The sequence below is a fragment of the Pectobacterium aroidearum genome, from assembly GCF_015689195.1.
GTDB classification, from domain to species: domain Bacteria; phylum Pseudomonadota; class Gammaproteobacteria; order Enterobacterales; family Enterobacteriaceae; genus Pectobacterium; species Pectobacterium aroidearum.
The window spans coordinates 448,371-463,847 of record NZ_CP065044.1 but is presented as its reverse complement, the minus strand read 5'-3'; the positions used below and the strand labels follow the sequence as shown (position 1 = coordinate 463,847).

Sequence of the window (15,477 nt, the reverse complement as noted above, 5' to 3'; positions counted from 1 at the left end):
CACACCACGCATGAATGCAACACACAATGAAGGAACGCTGCCCGCGGTCAACCATCAAGCCGTAGAAGAAATCTGCGACCTGATTGCGGCCAAGCGACAGCAGTTCTGTACGCTGAGCGACGGCATCTGGGATACGCCGGAGCTGAACTACGAAGAGCATCGTTCAGCGGCACAGCACGAAGCCGTCCTGAAGGCGGAAGGTTTTCGCCTGACGAAAGGCATCGCCGGTATGCCTACCGCACTATTGGGAGAATTCGGCGCAGGTCTGCCGATTATCGCCATTCTGGGTGAATACGATGCGCTGCCGGGCCTGAGCCAGCAGGCGAACGTCGCAGAACCGAAGCCGCTGGAAAACGGGGGCAACGGTCACGGCTGCGGACACAACCTGCTCGGTACTGCAGCACTACAGGCGGCAACGGCAGTGAAAGATTATCTGCAAAAGCATGCGCTGACCGGAACCGTGCGTTTTTACGGCTGCCCTGCGGAAGAAGGCGGCTCGTCCAAAGGTTTTATGGTCAAGGAAGGTGTCTTTGACGACGTCGATATCGCCCTCTGCTGGCATCCGGCAACCTTCACTGGCGTCAACAGCCCGGTATCACTGGCCTGTAACGAACTGAATTTTTACTTCAAAGGTCGCGCCGCTCATGCCGCCGCCAGCCCGCATCTGGGCCGCAGCGCGCTGGATGCCGTGGAGCTGATGAACGTCGGCGTGAACTACATGCGTGAACACATGCCTTCCTCCGCTCGCGTTCACTACGCGATTACCGACAGCGGCGGTCAGGCTCCGAACGTCGTTCAGGCCAACGCCACTGTGCGTTACCTCGTGCGGGCACGCCAGTTGCCGGAGCTGCACCAGCTCGTCAAACGCGTGAAGAAAATTGCCGAAGGCGCGGCACTGATGACGGAAACTGAGGTCAGCAGCGAAGTGATTAGCGGTGATGCCAACCTACTGGCAAATCCGCCACTGGAAGCGCGTATGCACGAACATCTGCTGGCGCTCGGCCCGATACCGTTTGATGACGAAGATCGTAAGATGGCGGCGATGTTCCAGACGGCGCTGAGCGCCGAAGACATTGCCGAATCCTACGCGCGTTTCGGCGTCAAACCTCAGCCGGGTTTAACGCTGCACGACGGGATTTATCCGCTGTATAGCCCGAATGAAGCCTTCATCGGCTCCACCGATGTTGGGACGGTGAGTTGGGTTGTGCCGACGGTGCAGATCCGCAGCGCCACTTACGCCATCGGTACACCGGCGCATTCATGGCAGCTGGTCGCTCAGGGGAAAACCGGTGCTGCCCACAAAGGCATGGAGTATGCAGCGAAGGCAATGGCATCACTGGCTATCGACCTGCTGGTGACGCCTGAGCTGATTGCACAGGCAAAAGCCGATCATCAGGAAAGATTGCAGCACACACCGTTTGAAAACCCGATTCCAGACGACGTGTTCCCGCCTATCCCGCAGTGATAATAAGCTGATTGAAGTGGATATGTAGGAAGCAGTAAGGAAACCGTCAGGAGCACATCTCCTGACGGTGATTAAGACTTACGGGCGGGAAACAAAACCAACGGCGTCGTAGACTTTCTTCAACGTTTCCTGTGCGCGAGCACTCGCTTTTTCAGCACCTTCACGCATCACCTGTTGCAGAAACGCCTCGTCGTTACGGAAGCGATGATAACGTTCTTGCAGCTCAGACAGCATGCCGGATACCGCATCCGCCACCGCACCTTTCAGGTGACCATACATCTGGCCGTTGAATTCCTGCTCCAGCTCAGGGATGCTTTTTCCCGTCACGCCAGACAGAATATCCAGCAGATTCGATACCCCGGCTTTATTCGTCACGTCATAGCGCACGACTGGCGGCTCGTCGGAATCCGTCACCGCACGTTTGATCTTCTTCACCACCGCTTTCGGATCTTCCAACAGACCGATAACGTTATTGCGGTTATCGTCAGATTTGGACATCTTCTTGGTTGGTTCCAGCAGCGACATCACGCGCGCGCCCGATTTCGGAATGAACGGCTCAGGCACTTTGAAAATATCGCCATACAGGCTGTTGAAGCGCTGACCAACGTCACGGCTCAGTTCCAGATGCTGCTTCTGATCTTCGCCCACCGGCACCTGATTCGTTTGGTACAGCAGGATGTCTGCTGCCATCAGTACCGGATAATCGAACAGACCCGCGTTGATGTTCTCTTCATAACGCGCGGATTTATCCTTGAACTGCGTCATACGGCTCAGTTCGCCGAAATAGGCGTAACAGTTCAGTATCCAGCTCAGTTGGCTGTGCTCAGGCACGTGGGACTGAACAAAAATGGTGCTCTTTTTCGGATCGATGCCACAGGCCAGATACAGCGCCAGCGTATCCAGCGTCGCTTTTCTCAGCGCCTGCGGATCCTGACGTACCGTGATGGCGTGCAAATCCACGATGCAATAGATGCAGTCGTAATCGTCCTGCATGTTGACCCACTGACGTAACGCCCCCATGTAGTTACCAATGGTCAATTCACCAGACGGCTGCGCACCGCTAAATACAATGGGCTTGCTCATACTAAGGGTTCCTGATTGTGTGAAGAAGAATGCCCGATCAGAGGCAAAATATCGGCAAAACGATCCAGAACAACATCTGGCTGACTCAGCTCAATCGCTTCACCGTAGTTATAACCATACGTCATGCCAACGCTGCGGCAGCCCGCGGCCTGTGCCGCCTGAATATCGTTGCGTGAATCACCAATGAAGAGCAGTTCACTGGCACGCAGCCCCAGCTTACCGAGCACCAAATAGAGTGGCGCAGGGTGAGGCTTTTTCACAATGACGTCATCGCCACCGATGATCAGCGAAAAATAGTCGCCAATCCCGAGGCCTGCCAATAACGGAGCAACGAACGGCGTGGGTTTATTGGTCACCACCGCCATCGGCACGCCCTGCTGCGCCAACTGCGCCAGCGTCTCTTTTACCTGCGGAAACAGCGTGCTGCCACTATCCACCGTCTGTGCATAATAGCTATCGAACCGCTCACGGGTTTCCTGGTGGCGTACGGCCGTTGGCTCAACGCCAGCCCAGCGCAGCGCGCGTTCCACCATCACGTCCGCACCGTTACCAATCCAGGTTGCGACACGGGCTTCGCCCGCCGCAGGTAACGACTGCGCGACTAACGCTTGATCGATTGCCGCCGCCAAACCCGGTGCGCTGTGAATCAATGTCCCGTCTAAATCAAAAGCCAATCCGCGAATCGCGGTTAATTCAGTCATGTTTCGTCCTTGAAATTTCATTACGCATTTTATCAATGACGGCACGGTAATCTGGATGACCAAAAATAGCCGATCCCGCCACAAACATATCCGCGCCTGCTTCAGCAATCGCGCCAATATTCTCTACTTTAACGCCGCCATCGACTTCCAGTCGAATGTCGTAACCGCTGTCGTCGATCAGACGACGCACCTGACGCAGCTTATCCAACGTGCTGGGAATAAAGGACTGGCCGCCAAATCCGGGGTTGACCGACATCAGCAGAATGATATCCAACTTATCCATGACGTAATCGAGATAACTTAACGGCGTCGCAGGGTTAAACACCAGTCCGGCTTTGCAACCGTGATCTTTGATCAGCTGTAATGAGCGATCGAGGTGATCGGTGGCTTCGGGATGAAAGGTAATGAAACTGGCTCCCGCGTTGGCGAAATCAGGGATGATACGATCGACAGGTTTCACCATCAGGTGAACGTCAATCGGCGCGGTAATGCCGTAATCGCGCAGGGATTTCAGTACCAGCGGGCCAATCGTTAAATTTGGCACATAGTGGTTATCCATAACATCAAAATGGACCACATCAGCCCCGGCAGCCAATACGTTAGCGGTATCTTCACCAAGACGGGCAAAATCAGCCGACAAAATGGACGGCGCGATTAAAAACGGTTTCATTCATTTCTCCAAACGGTAAAGTCTGAATGCCTGCGGGTAACCTGTTCGCGGCTAATGACGCCTTTCACGCCATTGGCCGATTCACTGCGCTCTGTTTACCCCACCCTGTATACAACGGTATCACCGATAGAGGGCTAATAACTCGTTTACTTTACTACGCCCTAAAATATTACGGCTAATTGTTCGACGCGCTTTAACAACATACAGCACGGCTTCCTGATACCACTCACGGGTCAGCAACGTGTCATGATTGGAAATCAGTACCGGGATCTTGCTTTCTACCGACAGACGGCGCGCCAATTGCGCCAGACTCTGCTGATCGGCACGGCTGAAATTATTGGTGTGATAAGCCGTAAAATTTGCGGTCGCAGACAGCGGCGCATAAGGCGGATCGCAATAAATAACCGATCCCTTCTCTGCTTTTTCCAGCGTGTCCTGATAATGCTCACAGACGAAGGTGGCATTCTGCGCCTTAAAGGCGAACCAGCGAATCTCTTCTTCAGGAAAATAGGGCTTCTTATAGCGCCCGAAAGGAACATTGAATTCACCACGCATGTTGTAGCGGCACAGGCCGTTATAGCAATGGCGATTCAGATAGAGAAACAGCAGCGCGCGCCGGTAGGCGTCGCTGCAAAGGTTAAATTCATCACGCAGCAGATAAAACGCCTCAGACGTGTTCACCTCTTCCGTAAACAGTTTACGGGCATCGAGAACAAACTCATCGGCATTCGATTTGACGATATTGTACAGGTTAATCAGGTCACTATTAATATCGGCCAATATGTAGCGATCGTATTCCGTATTCAGAAATACGGAACCCGCGCCGACAAAGGGCTCAATAAGACAGTCTCCTGCGGGTAAATAGCGACGAATCTCTTCTACCAGCGGATATTTACCACCAGCCCATTTTAAAAAAGCGCGGTTCTTCTTCATGCCGTCGTTAGTTACTCATACGTTTCAGAGCCACGGATTGTACTCTGTGTCAGACAGCACATCAGGGCTAAAATTGGTGTTACTTATTCAAGTCCTGCTTCACCTGGCGGATCGGCTTAACCCATGGTTTTTTCGCTTGAACTTCTGCGGGCAAGGCAGCAATCGCCTGTTTCGCTTCCGCAGAAGAAGCATAGACTCCGGTCACTAACACATACCAGGATTTTCCGTCTCGTTTCGTTTCGTACACCCACGAATGGGTGAGATTGTTCTGTTTCGCGTAGGCTTTCAGCGTGTCCGCGCGTGAAGCGCTGCTCAGTTGCAAAGTAAAGTGGCTGGCAGGCGCATTCTGTACGGAGACATTTTGCCCGGCTGCCGCCGGTGCCGCTTTGGCGTTAGCTGCAGGCTTGCTGGCTACTGGCGCTTTTGGTGCGCTGTTCACAGCGAGCTTGGTGTTATTCGCGTGCGCAGGCGCCGTATTGTGCGTATTTTTAGCGGATGAGGTAGCTGGCGTTTTCCCCGTCGGCGCGACTGTCGCAGGCGCCGTCGGCAGCGTCGAGTTTCCTGTCGCACCCTGAGAGAATTCGCTCACGCGCCCTTGCTGTTGCGACAGCGCATCGGTGATATTGCCCGGCAGCTCAATACGCTGCTGGCCTGCTACCGGCTGCTGAACCTGCGCATCCGTCGGCGTACCGGAAATCGGCGGAGCACTCAATGTCTGAGGCGATGTCGGCATCTGAGAAGACGCCTGCCCTGACGCTTGACCATGACTGGCCTCACCGGACACTGCCGCAGGGCTTTCACCCTGTGAGGAAGGCTGTACGTTCTGCGTCATGGAGGACGAGGAAGAGAGATCAATATTTCTCTCGCCGCTCGCTTGATTCTGCGTCTGTGACGTTTGTGGCTGAGAAGGTGCCTGCAAAGCAGAACCGATACCAACGATCAGCAATACCAGCACTACAATCCCAATACCAATCATTAGGTGCTGTCTGGAAAGCGCGATTTTAGGTACCGCGAAGTTGCTGCTTTTTTGCTGACGAGTAGGTCGACGGTCACTGGTATCAGGCTTCAGCTCATCTTCCGGCTTGAACTCATCCATTTAACATCTCCCCACTAAAAAGCTCGAATCCACCGCGACGTCGTCAGGGCGAATCATTGAATCGTAACGCATTGTATTTTATTAACCATAACCCATCAGGGCGTGTCTGTCGTTAATACTTATCTTTCATAACCGATCGTCTTTCACAACCCGGTAGCGTTATCGCATCAGGCCAGGCAATCAGCTATTGAGGCCAGCACCATGTCATGCGCTACGCCGCCACGGACTTCCGATTGGCCAATTGCCGTTGGCAGCACCAGACGTAACTCACCCGCCAGTACTTTCTTGTCGCGCATCATATGAGGAAGATAGGCTTCGGGCGCCATTTGCGTCGGGCCGTTCACTGGCAGGCCAGCACGAACCAGCAGAGATTTGACTCGTTCAACATCCTCAGCAGAGAACTGCCCAAGGCGACGTGCCGTATGTGCAGCCATCACCATGCCTGCCGCAACCGCTTCGCCATGAAGCCAGTTGCCGTAGCCCATTTCCGCTTCGATAGCATGACCGTAAGTATGGCCCAAATTGAGCAGAGCACGCATACCACTTTCGCGTTCATCTGCCGCGACCACTGCCGCTTTAATTTCACAGCAGCGTCGAATGCAGTAAGCCAGCGCGTCAGGCTGTAATTCACGCACTGCTTCAATGTTTTCTTCGAGCCAAAGAAAGAAATCGCGATCCAGGATAATGCCGTACTTGATGACTTCCGCCAGCCCGGATGACAATTCCCGTGCCGGTAAAGATTTCAGGCAATCCAGATCGATCACAACCGATACGGGCTGGTAGAACGCCCCGATCATGTTTTTACCCAACGGGTGATTGACGGCGGTTTTACCACCGACGGAGGAATCTACCTGCGATAACAGCGTTGTCGGCACCTGAATAAACCGAACGCCGCGCTGATAACTGGCCGCGGCAAAACCGGCTAAATCGCCGATAACACCGCCACCCAAGGCAACAATCGTCGTATCACGACCATGTGGTTTCGCCAACAGAGCGCTAAAAACCTGATCCAATACGGTGAGCGATTTGTACTGCTCGCCATCAGGTAAGATAACCTGATCGACATGTACGCCGCTGTTTTCCAACACACCACGAACGCGGTCAAGGTACAGAGGGGCCAAGGTCTGGTTGGTCACCAGCATGGCCTGCTCCCCCGCTTTTAACGGCATAAAAGAAGCCGAATCATCAAATAATCCGGCGGCTATCGTAATGGGATAACTACGTTCCCCAAGTGTTACGGTAATTCTTTCCATGCGCGTTAAACAACCCGTTCAGGATCCGCTCAATGCGGATAAAGGTATGCTCTTAGTTACTTTCCAGCATATTGATAATCTGGTTAGCAACGACCTTGGCACTTTGCTCGTCAGTCCGAATGGTAACGTCAGCGATTTCTTCATAAAGCGGGTTCCGCTCTTTCGCCAGCGCTTCCAATACTTCACGTGGAGGGGTTTCAACCTGAAGTAACGGACGCTTCTTATCACGCTGCGTGCGGGCCAGCTGTTTCTCGATCGTCGTTTCCAAATAAACGACAACGCCGCGCGCGGAAAGACGGTTACGCGTCTCACGTGACTTGACTGAACCACCGCCTGTCGCCAGTACGATGCCTTGTTTTTCCGTCAATTCATTAATGACTTTCTCTTCACGATCGCGGAAGCCTTCTTCGCCTTCCACATCGAATACCCAGCCCACATCAGCCCCAGTGCGTCGCTCAATTTCTTGATCGGAGTCGAAAAACTCCATATTGAGTTGCTGAGCTAACTGACGGCCAATAGTGCTTTTGCCGGCACCCATAGGCCCAACCAGAAAGATATTGCGTTTCTCTGCCATGTTTTTTGGTATTACTAAGACAATTCGTTAATGATAACCCGCCCCGCCAATCAACCCAGCGGCGGGACCTAAACTGAAACCTCATGAGCGATAGTGCGAGAATCAGACAAAAAATTATCTCAAGACTCAGGGTAGTTTGGCAACCGAATAAAATGTCACACCGACCACAGAGGGTCAATGCAGTATGTTTTATCGACATTTTCGGTGGAACAACACTTCAGTGCTCAATTCGCTAACCCTTGTAAGCTAAATCCGCCGCAGCGTCAAACGCATAAGCGCGAACGCGATAAAATATTGCGCTCTGTCAGGAAAAAAATAACCGTATGGCATCAGTGTGCGACTGGTTTTACTCACGATGAGGCGGGTATCAGCGTCGGCGTAATGAAAATGACCAATTCTCGTCGCGTGTGCTGTTGAGTATGGTTTCTGAACAGGTGACCAAATACGGGAACCTCACCCAATATGGGTACCTGTCTGTCGCTGTTCTTTTTCTGCTGCTGGAAAATACCGCCTAATACGATAGTTTCTCCATCGGCGACCGTCACCTGAGTTTGGATCTCCTGTTTATCGATCGCTAAGGCTTCGCCATTATCGCCCTGCTTAATCGTCTGTCCCGGCATGTTTTGACTGATTTTCAGATTCAGCGTAATCCGTCCGGCACGCAAAATATCCGGTGTGACCTCCATTCCGAGCACCGCTTCTTTAAATTCAATAGACGTCGATCCGCTGGCGCCGCTGGAGACCTGATATGGAATTTCCGTACCTTGTTTAATACTGGCGGTCTGCTGGTGTGCGGTAAACAGCCGAGGGCTGGCAATAATTTCGACCTGACTTTCCTGCTCCAACGCCATGAGTTCCAGATCCAGCAAGCGGCCATTCAGTCGTGCTAAATGGAACCCCGCATTGATTGCTGGCGTATCCACTGGCAGGCCGACATTAAAATTATTCAGCCTGAGTGCATTATTCGCCGCACTCCCTTCACCCAGACCCCAGTTAACGCCCAGCTCCTGAAGGTGTTCACTGCTGATGGTGACAATATGCGCGGCCAGTTGCACCTGCGCTAAAGGGAGATCGAGCTCCTTCACCCACGGTTCGAGCTGTGCCAAAGCGTCTTCCGTATCGCGAATCAATAACGTATTCGTTCGTTTATCCACCGTTACGCTGCCGCGTGCAGAGAGCAATGTTCCACGCTGAGCCTGAACGCTGGCTGCCACGTCTGCCGCATCGGCATACTGCAATGCGACTGAGATATTGTGCAGCGGTAATTTTTGCTCCTGTTCCGCCATACGTTCGTCCCGTTCCTTCTGTAAGGATTCAAGGTGCCCGGCAGGGAAAACCAACAGCACATTACCGTTGCGTTCCGCACTAAGCTTACCCATGCGCAGAACAATATCCAGCGCCTGCTGCCACGGTACTTCAGCCAACCTTACGCTCAGGTTCCCCGTCACGCCCGGCGCGATCACAACATTAAGCTGCTGGTGCTCGGCTAACGCCTGGAGTACCCGCGCTATCGGCGAATCCTCAAACGCCATTGATACCGAATTTTCCGCACGAGCCTGAAACGACGCGGCAAGAAAAAGCAGCCCGCCCCATACCAGCACCTGAAATAACATACTAATTTTCATAACTTTCCTTGTTATCGAGATACGCTGCTGTCAAAAGAAATCGGTTAAAAACGAATACACTCCGTCAGGCAGATTTCACCTATTCTTCTGGTTTATTGATAAACGGCGAAGCCAGCAGCAGGCTATCTGGCAGGCCGTCACACTCCGTCTCACGCAGCGTCGGGACAAGTGTGGCACCGGATTTATCCAGTTGACTGACCACCCAATTCCCTGGGGGGAGCGTCTCGCCGCTCACTAGCCGAACCCAACCGACCTCAGGCCGCGCTAACCAACCAACCCAGTGTTCACCGGAACCAATCACACCTTTTAGCTGCCACGGTGGCTGCCTCTCTGAGGGCAAACAGCGCGTGGTGACCAACGGCTGAAACGGATCGATACGTGCTGCGGGATTTTCCGCCTGCACACTATGTGCCACGACTAGCAGCATGAATGTGAGACGAAACGAGGCATGGCTCATGGCGTCACCTCCGGCCCAATCAGCGTGAGTTCAACCTGAAGACGGGGTATTTCCGGCGGCGACGCTGTTAGACCAGCTTCAGGCTTGATGCTCAACTGCGCAATCCGCAGCACATAAGGCAGCGCAGCCAGCTCACGAAGCACCTGCAACACCCCCGAGTAATCTGCGTTAAACACCAATTGCCAACGTTCATGATGAGTCCCCTCAGCATGACGCGGAACAGGCTGCCACGACAGCAGTGAAGCACCGGCCAATGACAGAGGCTCAGCGATAAGCTGTGCCAGTCTGTCGGGCTGAAAGAGAGTGTCTTGCGCGGTTTTCTCCGCTAATTGCTCGCGTAGCGCCGACAGTGGCAGCATCACGTCTAGCTTCTGCTGGAGTGCTTGTATATCCAAACGCGCCTGAATCATTTGCTCTTCTATGCCAGTCACCGTCTGCCGGACTTCGCCTATCAGCGACCAACCAGCCAGCAGTCCGGCAGCGGTGACACATGCCAATTGCAGAGCTATCTGCTGCCAGAGTGGTTTATTAATCAATCCCGGCCGGCTCAATACGGCGTCAATCATGAGTGTTTGATTAATCATGGCCTTCCCCCTGTGAGGAAGTGCTCACATCACGCCAGTTAGCCTGAAGGGAAAAGCGCAGCCCGGTGTTCACCCCACGCTCTCGGGACGTATGTAGGAGTTGTACGCGTTCGACGGAAGCATGGCGCAATAATGCGTGCTGTAGCGTAATGATATCGCGATAGCTTTCACTCACGCCTGACAGCAGCAGATGCGATCCGCGATCGGCAATTTCCGTCAACCACAGACGCGCAGGCATGATGCCAGCAATCTGTTCTAACAAACCGAGATTGCGATGATTGTCCTGCAGAATAACCGCCTGAGCCCGTTCTTGTTCCAGATAGCGGCGCAGCGTTTCCCGCGCCTGATGCGTTTGTTGATATAACGCCGTCAGTTGCTGTTGCTGGGCCAACACCGTATTGAGTGCATCCTGCGCCTGTTGTTGCTGATGCAGCCCAAATAGGTAACTCGCGACGAGCAGGCAGAGCGTTATCCCTATCTGTAACCACAGCAGCCCCAGCCAGCGACGAGCCTGCTGGCGCATCCGGGTTTTGCGCCAAGGCAAAAGGTTAATCAGCAGCATGTCAGTCATCCTCAGGACGCAATGCCAACCCACCCGCAATCGCAAAAGCCGGAGGAAAACGCGGCAGCGGCGGCTGTAGGTGGCTAAACACCGTTAATGGCGACCACGGCTGCAATATATCGGCTTTCTGGTGGGGTAAATCGGGCGAAACGCCAGAGCAATAGGCGATATTGTCGATGTCATGCTGATAGCGAGTGCTCACAATCGATAAGATATCGGCTTCACTGTTCAGCTCATCAAGGTGTATAACCCCTGAGTGAAAAGCGTGGTTCAGCGGGGATACCCACAGCCAAGCATCCAACAGGCGGTGCAGCAACAGACGGTTAGATTCAAGCCCTGCCAGCTGCGCCATCATTCGGAGCGCACACGTTGAGACATCAAGAACATCAGGGCGTAGCCCTGCGCTATTCAGGCATGTCAACCAGTTATCGATTTCCTGTCGGCGTGCTGCCGTCACCAGCAGCGAGCCCTGCTCCTGCGGGTCTTCCCGATAGTCTATCGCCAGCGATTCGCTGCTAACCGGCAGCTTACGCGCCGCGATGGTTTCAATATAGAGACTGCGCCCGGGCTCCTGTAAACGCCGGTCAGGCATCGGTAGATGCTGCTGCAAAATCAACTGAGCAGGAAACCCTACCCGTAGCGAAATGTGTGCAGGCAGCAAACGACGCCATGTGCGCAAGGCCTCACAAAGCGTCTCAGTATGGTGTAGACTACCCGTGCGTAACGTATCGTCTGGTAGCGGACATTGCCACCAGTGACGAAGCTGCCAGCCATCGCGGCGACGCTGAACCGCCAGAGCGCGCATGAAGCCGTTTTGTATATCTAATCCAACCCGCCAGATGTGATAAGCCATGTTCAACCCGATTTCCTTATCCAATAAACATATCCACAGTGCTGGCTTACCTTTATACTAGCGCCCGGTTGTTTATAAACTGTCCAAACGCTACTGAATGGAAAATCCCAGGTGAAGTTCGTAAAGTATCTATTCATCCTTGCAGTCTCTTGCATTCTGCTGGGAGCTGCCTCGATATACGGTTTGTACCGCTATATCGAACCCCAACTGCCCAATGTCGCCACGCTGAAAGACGTTCGGCTGCAAACGCCGATGCAGGTCTACAGCGCCGATGGCGAACTGATCGCCCAGTTTGGTGAAAAACGCCGTATCCCGCTCAAGCTGGACCAGATTCCTCCTGAGTTGGTACACGCCTTTATCGCGACCGAAGACAGCCGCTTCTACGATCACCACGGTGTCGATCCCGTCGGGATTATCCGCGCTGCATCTATCGCGTTGACGTCGGGTCACGCCTCTCAAGGGGCGAGTACCATTACGCAGCAGCTCGCCAGGAACTTCTTCCTGAGCCCGGAGCGCACCCTGATTCGTAAGATCAAGGAAGTGTTTCTGGCTATCCGTATTGAGCAGTTGCTGACCAAGGATGAGATCCTTGAGCTCTATCTGAACAAGATTTATCTCGGCTATCGCGCCTATGGCGTGGGCGCGGCGGCACAAGTGTACTTTGGCCGCCCCGTTGACCAGTTGACGCTGAGCGAAATGGCGATGATCGCCGGTCTGCCGAAAGCGCCGTCGACGTTCAACCCGCTCTATTCCTATGATCGCGCCGTTGCCCGCCGTAACGTGGTGCTTGCGCGTATGAAGGATGAAAACTACATCACGCAGGCGCAATACGACGCAGCGCGGAGCGAAACGCTGGTCGCGAATTATCACGCACCGGAGATTTCGTTCTCCGCACCGTATGTCGCGGAGATGGCGCGTCAGGAGATGGTGAAACGCTACGGTGAAGATGCTTATAACGATGGTTATAAGGTCTACACGACGGTCACCAAAAAACTGCAAACTGCCGCGCAAGATGCCCTGCGTAATAACGTTATGGCCTATGACATGCGCCACGGTTACCGCGGCCCGAGCAAAGTGCTGTGGAAAGTGGGTGAAGGCGTTTGGGATCAGGCGAAGATGATTGCCGCTCTGAAAGCGCTGCCGGTCTACGGCCCACTCTCTCCGGCTATCGTCACCAGCACGACAGCAGACAACGCCATTGCGATCCTGTCTGACGGCAGCAATATTGCCCTGCCAATGGCGGGCATGCGCTGGGCGCGCCCATACCGTTCCGATACGCAGCAAGGGCCAACACCAAAACGCGTAACGGACGTGGTGCAGGCAGGCCAGCAGATCTGGGTACGTAAAGTGAATGATGACTGGTGGCTGGCACAGGTGCCGGACGTCAACTCCGCCATCGTCTCGCTCAACCCGAAAGATGGTGCAATAGAAGCGCTGGTTGGCGGTTTTGACTTTAACCAAAGTAAATTCAACCGTGCGACGCAGGCTCTGCGTCAGATTGGTTCCAACATCAAACCGTTCCTGTACACCGCAGCGATGGACAAAGGTTTAACGTTGGCAACGATTCTGAACGACGTGCCGATCACCCGCTGGGATGCTGGTGCCGGATCTGACTGGCGGCCGAAAAACTCACCGGCAACCTATGATGGTCCGATCCGTCTGCGTCAGGGGCTGGGTCAGTCTAAAAACGTGGTGATGGTACGTGCCATGCGTGCGATGGGTGTGGACTATGCGGCGGATTATCTGCAACGCTTCGGTTTCCCTGAACAGAATATCGTCCATACCGAATCACTGGCGCTGGGTGCCGCCTCCTTTACTCCGCTACAGGTCGTACGTGGCTATGCCGTGATGGCAAACGGCGGCTATCTGGTCGATCCCTACCTGATAAGCAAGATAGAGAGCGAAGCAGGCGGTACGGTCTTTACGGCTACCCCGAAAGTGGTCTGCGATACCTGTAATTTACCGCTGGTCTACGGTGAAACACCACGCTCACCGGTGCTGGCGACGACTGACGTTGAGGATGTCGCCACATCAAACGAAGCGCCGCCGAAAGGTTTGCCGCAGCCAGAGCTGGAACCTGTCACACCAGAGGCCGCACAGCAAAGCGCCGCACAACCTTACGCCCCGCATGTAATCAGCACGCCACTGGCGTTTCTGATTAAAGACGCCCTGAACAGCAACGTCTTTGGTGAACCAGGCTGGATGGGCACGGGCTGGCGTGCGGGTCGTGATTTGAAACGTCGTGATATCGGCGGTAAAACCGGTACAACGAACAGTTCCAAAGACGCCTGGTTCTCCGGCTATGGCCCGAATCTGGTTACCTCGGTCTGGATCGGCTTCGACGATCACCGCCGCGATCTGGGGGCCAGCAGCGCATCTGGCGTCATCAAAGATCAGATTTCCGGTTATGAAGGCGGCGCGAAATCAGCACAGCCGGCGTGGGATGACTTTATGAAATCCGCGCTCGATGGCGTACCGGAACAGCCGCTAACACCACCACCCGGCGTCGTCAGCGTCGTCATTGACCGCAGCAGCGGCAAATTGTCCAACGGTGGCGGGAACAGCCGTTCCGAATACTTCATTGACGGTACACAGCCGAAAGAATATGAAGTGCACGAAGTCGGCACCACGCTGATGGATAACGGACAAAGCGAAGAGCTGTTCTAGTCGGCGTATCATGTCGTGCCGCAAAAACAAAGAAGGTGCCCAACGTGGCACCTTCTTCTTTTGGTCATTGCCGATAAAATAGAAATTAGCGGGGTGTACGACGTAACCAGTCGTGAGCCAGAAACAGCGCGCTGACATTACGCGCTTCACGGAAATCCGGCTCTTGCAGCAGCGACATCATGTTATCCACAGGCCAGCGGACTTGCGGCATGGGCTCTGGTTCATCGCCTTCCAGGCTTTGCGGATACAGCCCGCGCGCCACCACAATATTCATCTGGCTGGAAAAATAGGAAGGTGCCATCGTTAATGTCGCCAGCAACTCCAGCTGTTCCGCCCCAAAGCCGACTTCTTCCATCAGCTCGCGGTTAGCCGCTTCAAAGACCGTTTCACCGGGGTCGATCAGCCCTTTGGGGAACCCTAATTCGTATTCCTCAATGCCGACAGCGTATTCACGGATCAACAACAGTTCATCATCAATGACCGGGACAACCATCACCGCCTGCCGACCGCTTGAACGCATCCGTTCATAAACCCGACGAACCCCGTTGCTGAATTCAAGATCGACGGATTCCACATTGAACAGGCGCGAACGCGCTACCGTTTCTACTTTGAGGATTTTAGGTTTTTGCAGGTTATGACTCATTGATGCCCCCAGAGCGTTACGACCAGAACGGCACCTTAGCCCAACACACATGAGAGACTGCGTTTAACGCAACCTGAATATGGCATGCTGTTGGATAAGCGGAGATCGTAAATATTCTTTTTTGATTCTGTTCACATTGTGCGTTAACAGTCGCCTTCGCTGCAACTATCGTGACGATGAATTTACGTGTGAGCAACATACAGGATACATCCTGTATGAGAAACCGCCGCTAAAAGTCAATAACTTTAAAAAAATAGGAATATCCTCATTCAATAGGCATTTTTTGCTTGTTACTATCATCACCTTATGCG

Annotated in this window: 15 protein-coding genes; 2 read left to right on the top strand and 13 right to left on the bottom strand. The window is 53.8% G+C overall.

Annotation, left to right across the window (positions count from 1 at the left end):
- Nucleotides 1-10: 10 nt before the first annotated feature.
- The gene (locus I2D83_RS01980) at nucleotides 11-1,465 is read left to right on the top strand and encodes a M20 family metallopeptidase (RefSeq protein ID WP_194431203.1); all 1,455 of its coding nucleotides are present in this window, start codon (nucleotides 11-13) and stop codon (nucleotides 1,463-1,465) included.
- A 78-nt stretch (nucleotides 1,466-1,543) separates the two neighbouring features.
- On the opposite strand, the gene trpS is transcribed toward I2D83_RS01980, so the two are convergent.
- From trpS to pilM, 12 genes are all read right to left on the bottom strand, one after another.
- Complete coding sequence (trpS, locus tag I2D83_RS01975; RefSeq protein ID WP_180779244.1) at nucleotides 1,544-2,548, bottom strand: tryptophan--tRNA ligase; 1,005 nt, start codon at nucleotides 2,546-2,548, stop codon at nucleotides 1,544-1,546.
- Complete coding sequence (locus I2D83_RS01970; RefSeq protein WP_180779245.1) at nucleotides 2,545-3,249, bottom strand: phosphoglycolate phosphatase; 705 nt, start codon at nucleotides 3,247-3,249, stop codon at nucleotides 2,545-2,547. The genes trpS and I2D83_RS01970 overlap by 4 nt, the downstream gene beginning before the upstream one ends.
- Complete coding sequence (rpe, locus tag I2D83_RS01965; protein WP_015841978.1) at nucleotides 3,242-3,919, bottom strand: ribulose-phosphate 3-epimerase; 678 nt, start codon at nucleotides 3,917-3,919, stop codon at nucleotides 3,242-3,244. Before rpe ends, I2D83_RS01970 begins: the two co-directional genes overlap by 8 nt.
- A gap of 120 nt (nucleotides 3,920-4,039) precedes the next feature.
- Nucleotides 4,040-4,852 carry an adenine-specific DNA-methyltransferase gene (gene dam / locus I2D83_RS01960; protein ID WP_180779247.1) on the bottom strand — a complete coding sequence of 271 codons (813 nt, stop codon included), beginning with the start codon at nucleotides 4,850-4,852 and terminating at the stop codon, nucleotides 4,040-4,042.
- A 79-nt stretch (nucleotides 4,853-4,931) separates the two neighbouring features.
- A complete protein-coding gene (locus tag I2D83_RS01955; protein ID WP_205947451.1) occupies nucleotides 4,932-5,948 on the bottom strand; it encodes an SPOR domain-containing protein in 1,017 nt (338 codons plus the stop codon).
- A 167-nt stretch (nucleotides 5,949-6,115) separates the two neighbouring features.
- Entirely contained in the window at nucleotides 6,116-7,201 is a 1,086-nt protein-coding gene (gene aroB / locus I2D83_RS01950) for a 3-dehydroquinate synthase (RefSeq protein ID WP_015841981.1), read from the bottom strand.
- Nucleotides 7,202-7,253: 52 nt separating this feature from the next.
- Complete coding sequence (gene aroK, locus I2D83_RS01945; RefSeq protein ID WP_005969451.1) at nucleotides 7,254-7,775, bottom strand: shikimate kinase AroK; 522 nt, start codon at nucleotides 7,773-7,775, stop codon at nucleotides 7,254-7,256.
- 350 nt (nucleotides 7,776-8,125) lie between these two features.
- Nucleotides 8,126-9,400, bottom strand: a complete 1,275-nt coding sequence (gene hofQ, locus I2D83_RS01940) for a DNA uptake porin HofQ (protein WP_413232273.1) — start codon at nucleotides 9,398-9,400, stop codon at nucleotides 8,126-8,128.
- 79 nt (nucleotides 9,401-9,479) lie between these two features.
- Nucleotides 9,480-9,857: a DNA utilization family protein gene (locus I2D83_RS01935; protein ID WP_182100805.1), complete on the bottom strand. Its 378-nt coding sequence runs from the start codon at nucleotides 9,855-9,857 to the stop codon at nucleotides 9,480-9,482.
- Entirely contained in the window at nucleotides 9,854-10,441 is a 588-nt protein-coding gene (locus tag I2D83_RS01930; protein WP_205947450.1) for a hypothetical protein, read from the bottom strand. Before I2D83_RS01930 ends, I2D83_RS01935 begins: the two co-directional genes overlap by 4 nt.
- Nucleotides 10,434-11,003: a PilN domain-containing protein gene (locus I2D83_RS01925; RefSeq protein ID WP_205947449.1), complete on the bottom strand. Its 570-nt coding sequence runs from the start codon at nucleotides 11,001-11,003 to the stop codon at nucleotides 10,434-10,436. Before I2D83_RS01925 ends, I2D83_RS01930 begins: the two co-directional genes overlap by 8 nt.
- A 1-nt stretch (nucleotide 11,004) precedes the next feature.
- Entirely contained in the window at nucleotides 11,005-11,856 is an 852-nt protein-coding gene (pilM, locus tag I2D83_RS01920; RefSeq protein ID WP_180779261.1) for a type IV pilus biogenesis protein PilM, read from the bottom strand.
- A gap of 111 nt (nucleotides 11,857-11,967) precedes the next feature.
- Here pilM and mrcA point away from each other — a divergent pair, with 111 nt between their 5' ends.
- Nucleotides 11,968-14,523 (top strand): peptidoglycan glycosyltransferase/peptidoglycan DD-transpeptidase MrcA, encoded by a 2,556-nt coding sequence (gene mrcA / locus I2D83_RS01915; RefSeq protein ID WP_015841987.1) that lies wholly within the window; start codon nucleotides 11,968-11,970, stop codon nucleotides 14,521-14,523.
- An 85-nt stretch (nucleotides 14,524-14,608) separates the two neighbouring features.
- Here mrcA and nudE read toward each other — a convergent pair whose 3' ends face one another.
- On the bottom strand, nucleotides 14,609-15,166 hold the full coding sequence (nudE, locus tag I2D83_RS01910) for an ADP compounds hydrolase NudE (protein ID WP_015841988.1): 558 nt from the start codon (nucleotides 15,164-15,166) through the stop codon (nucleotides 14,609-14,611).
- Nucleotides 15,167-15,477 lie beyond the last annotated feature (311 nt).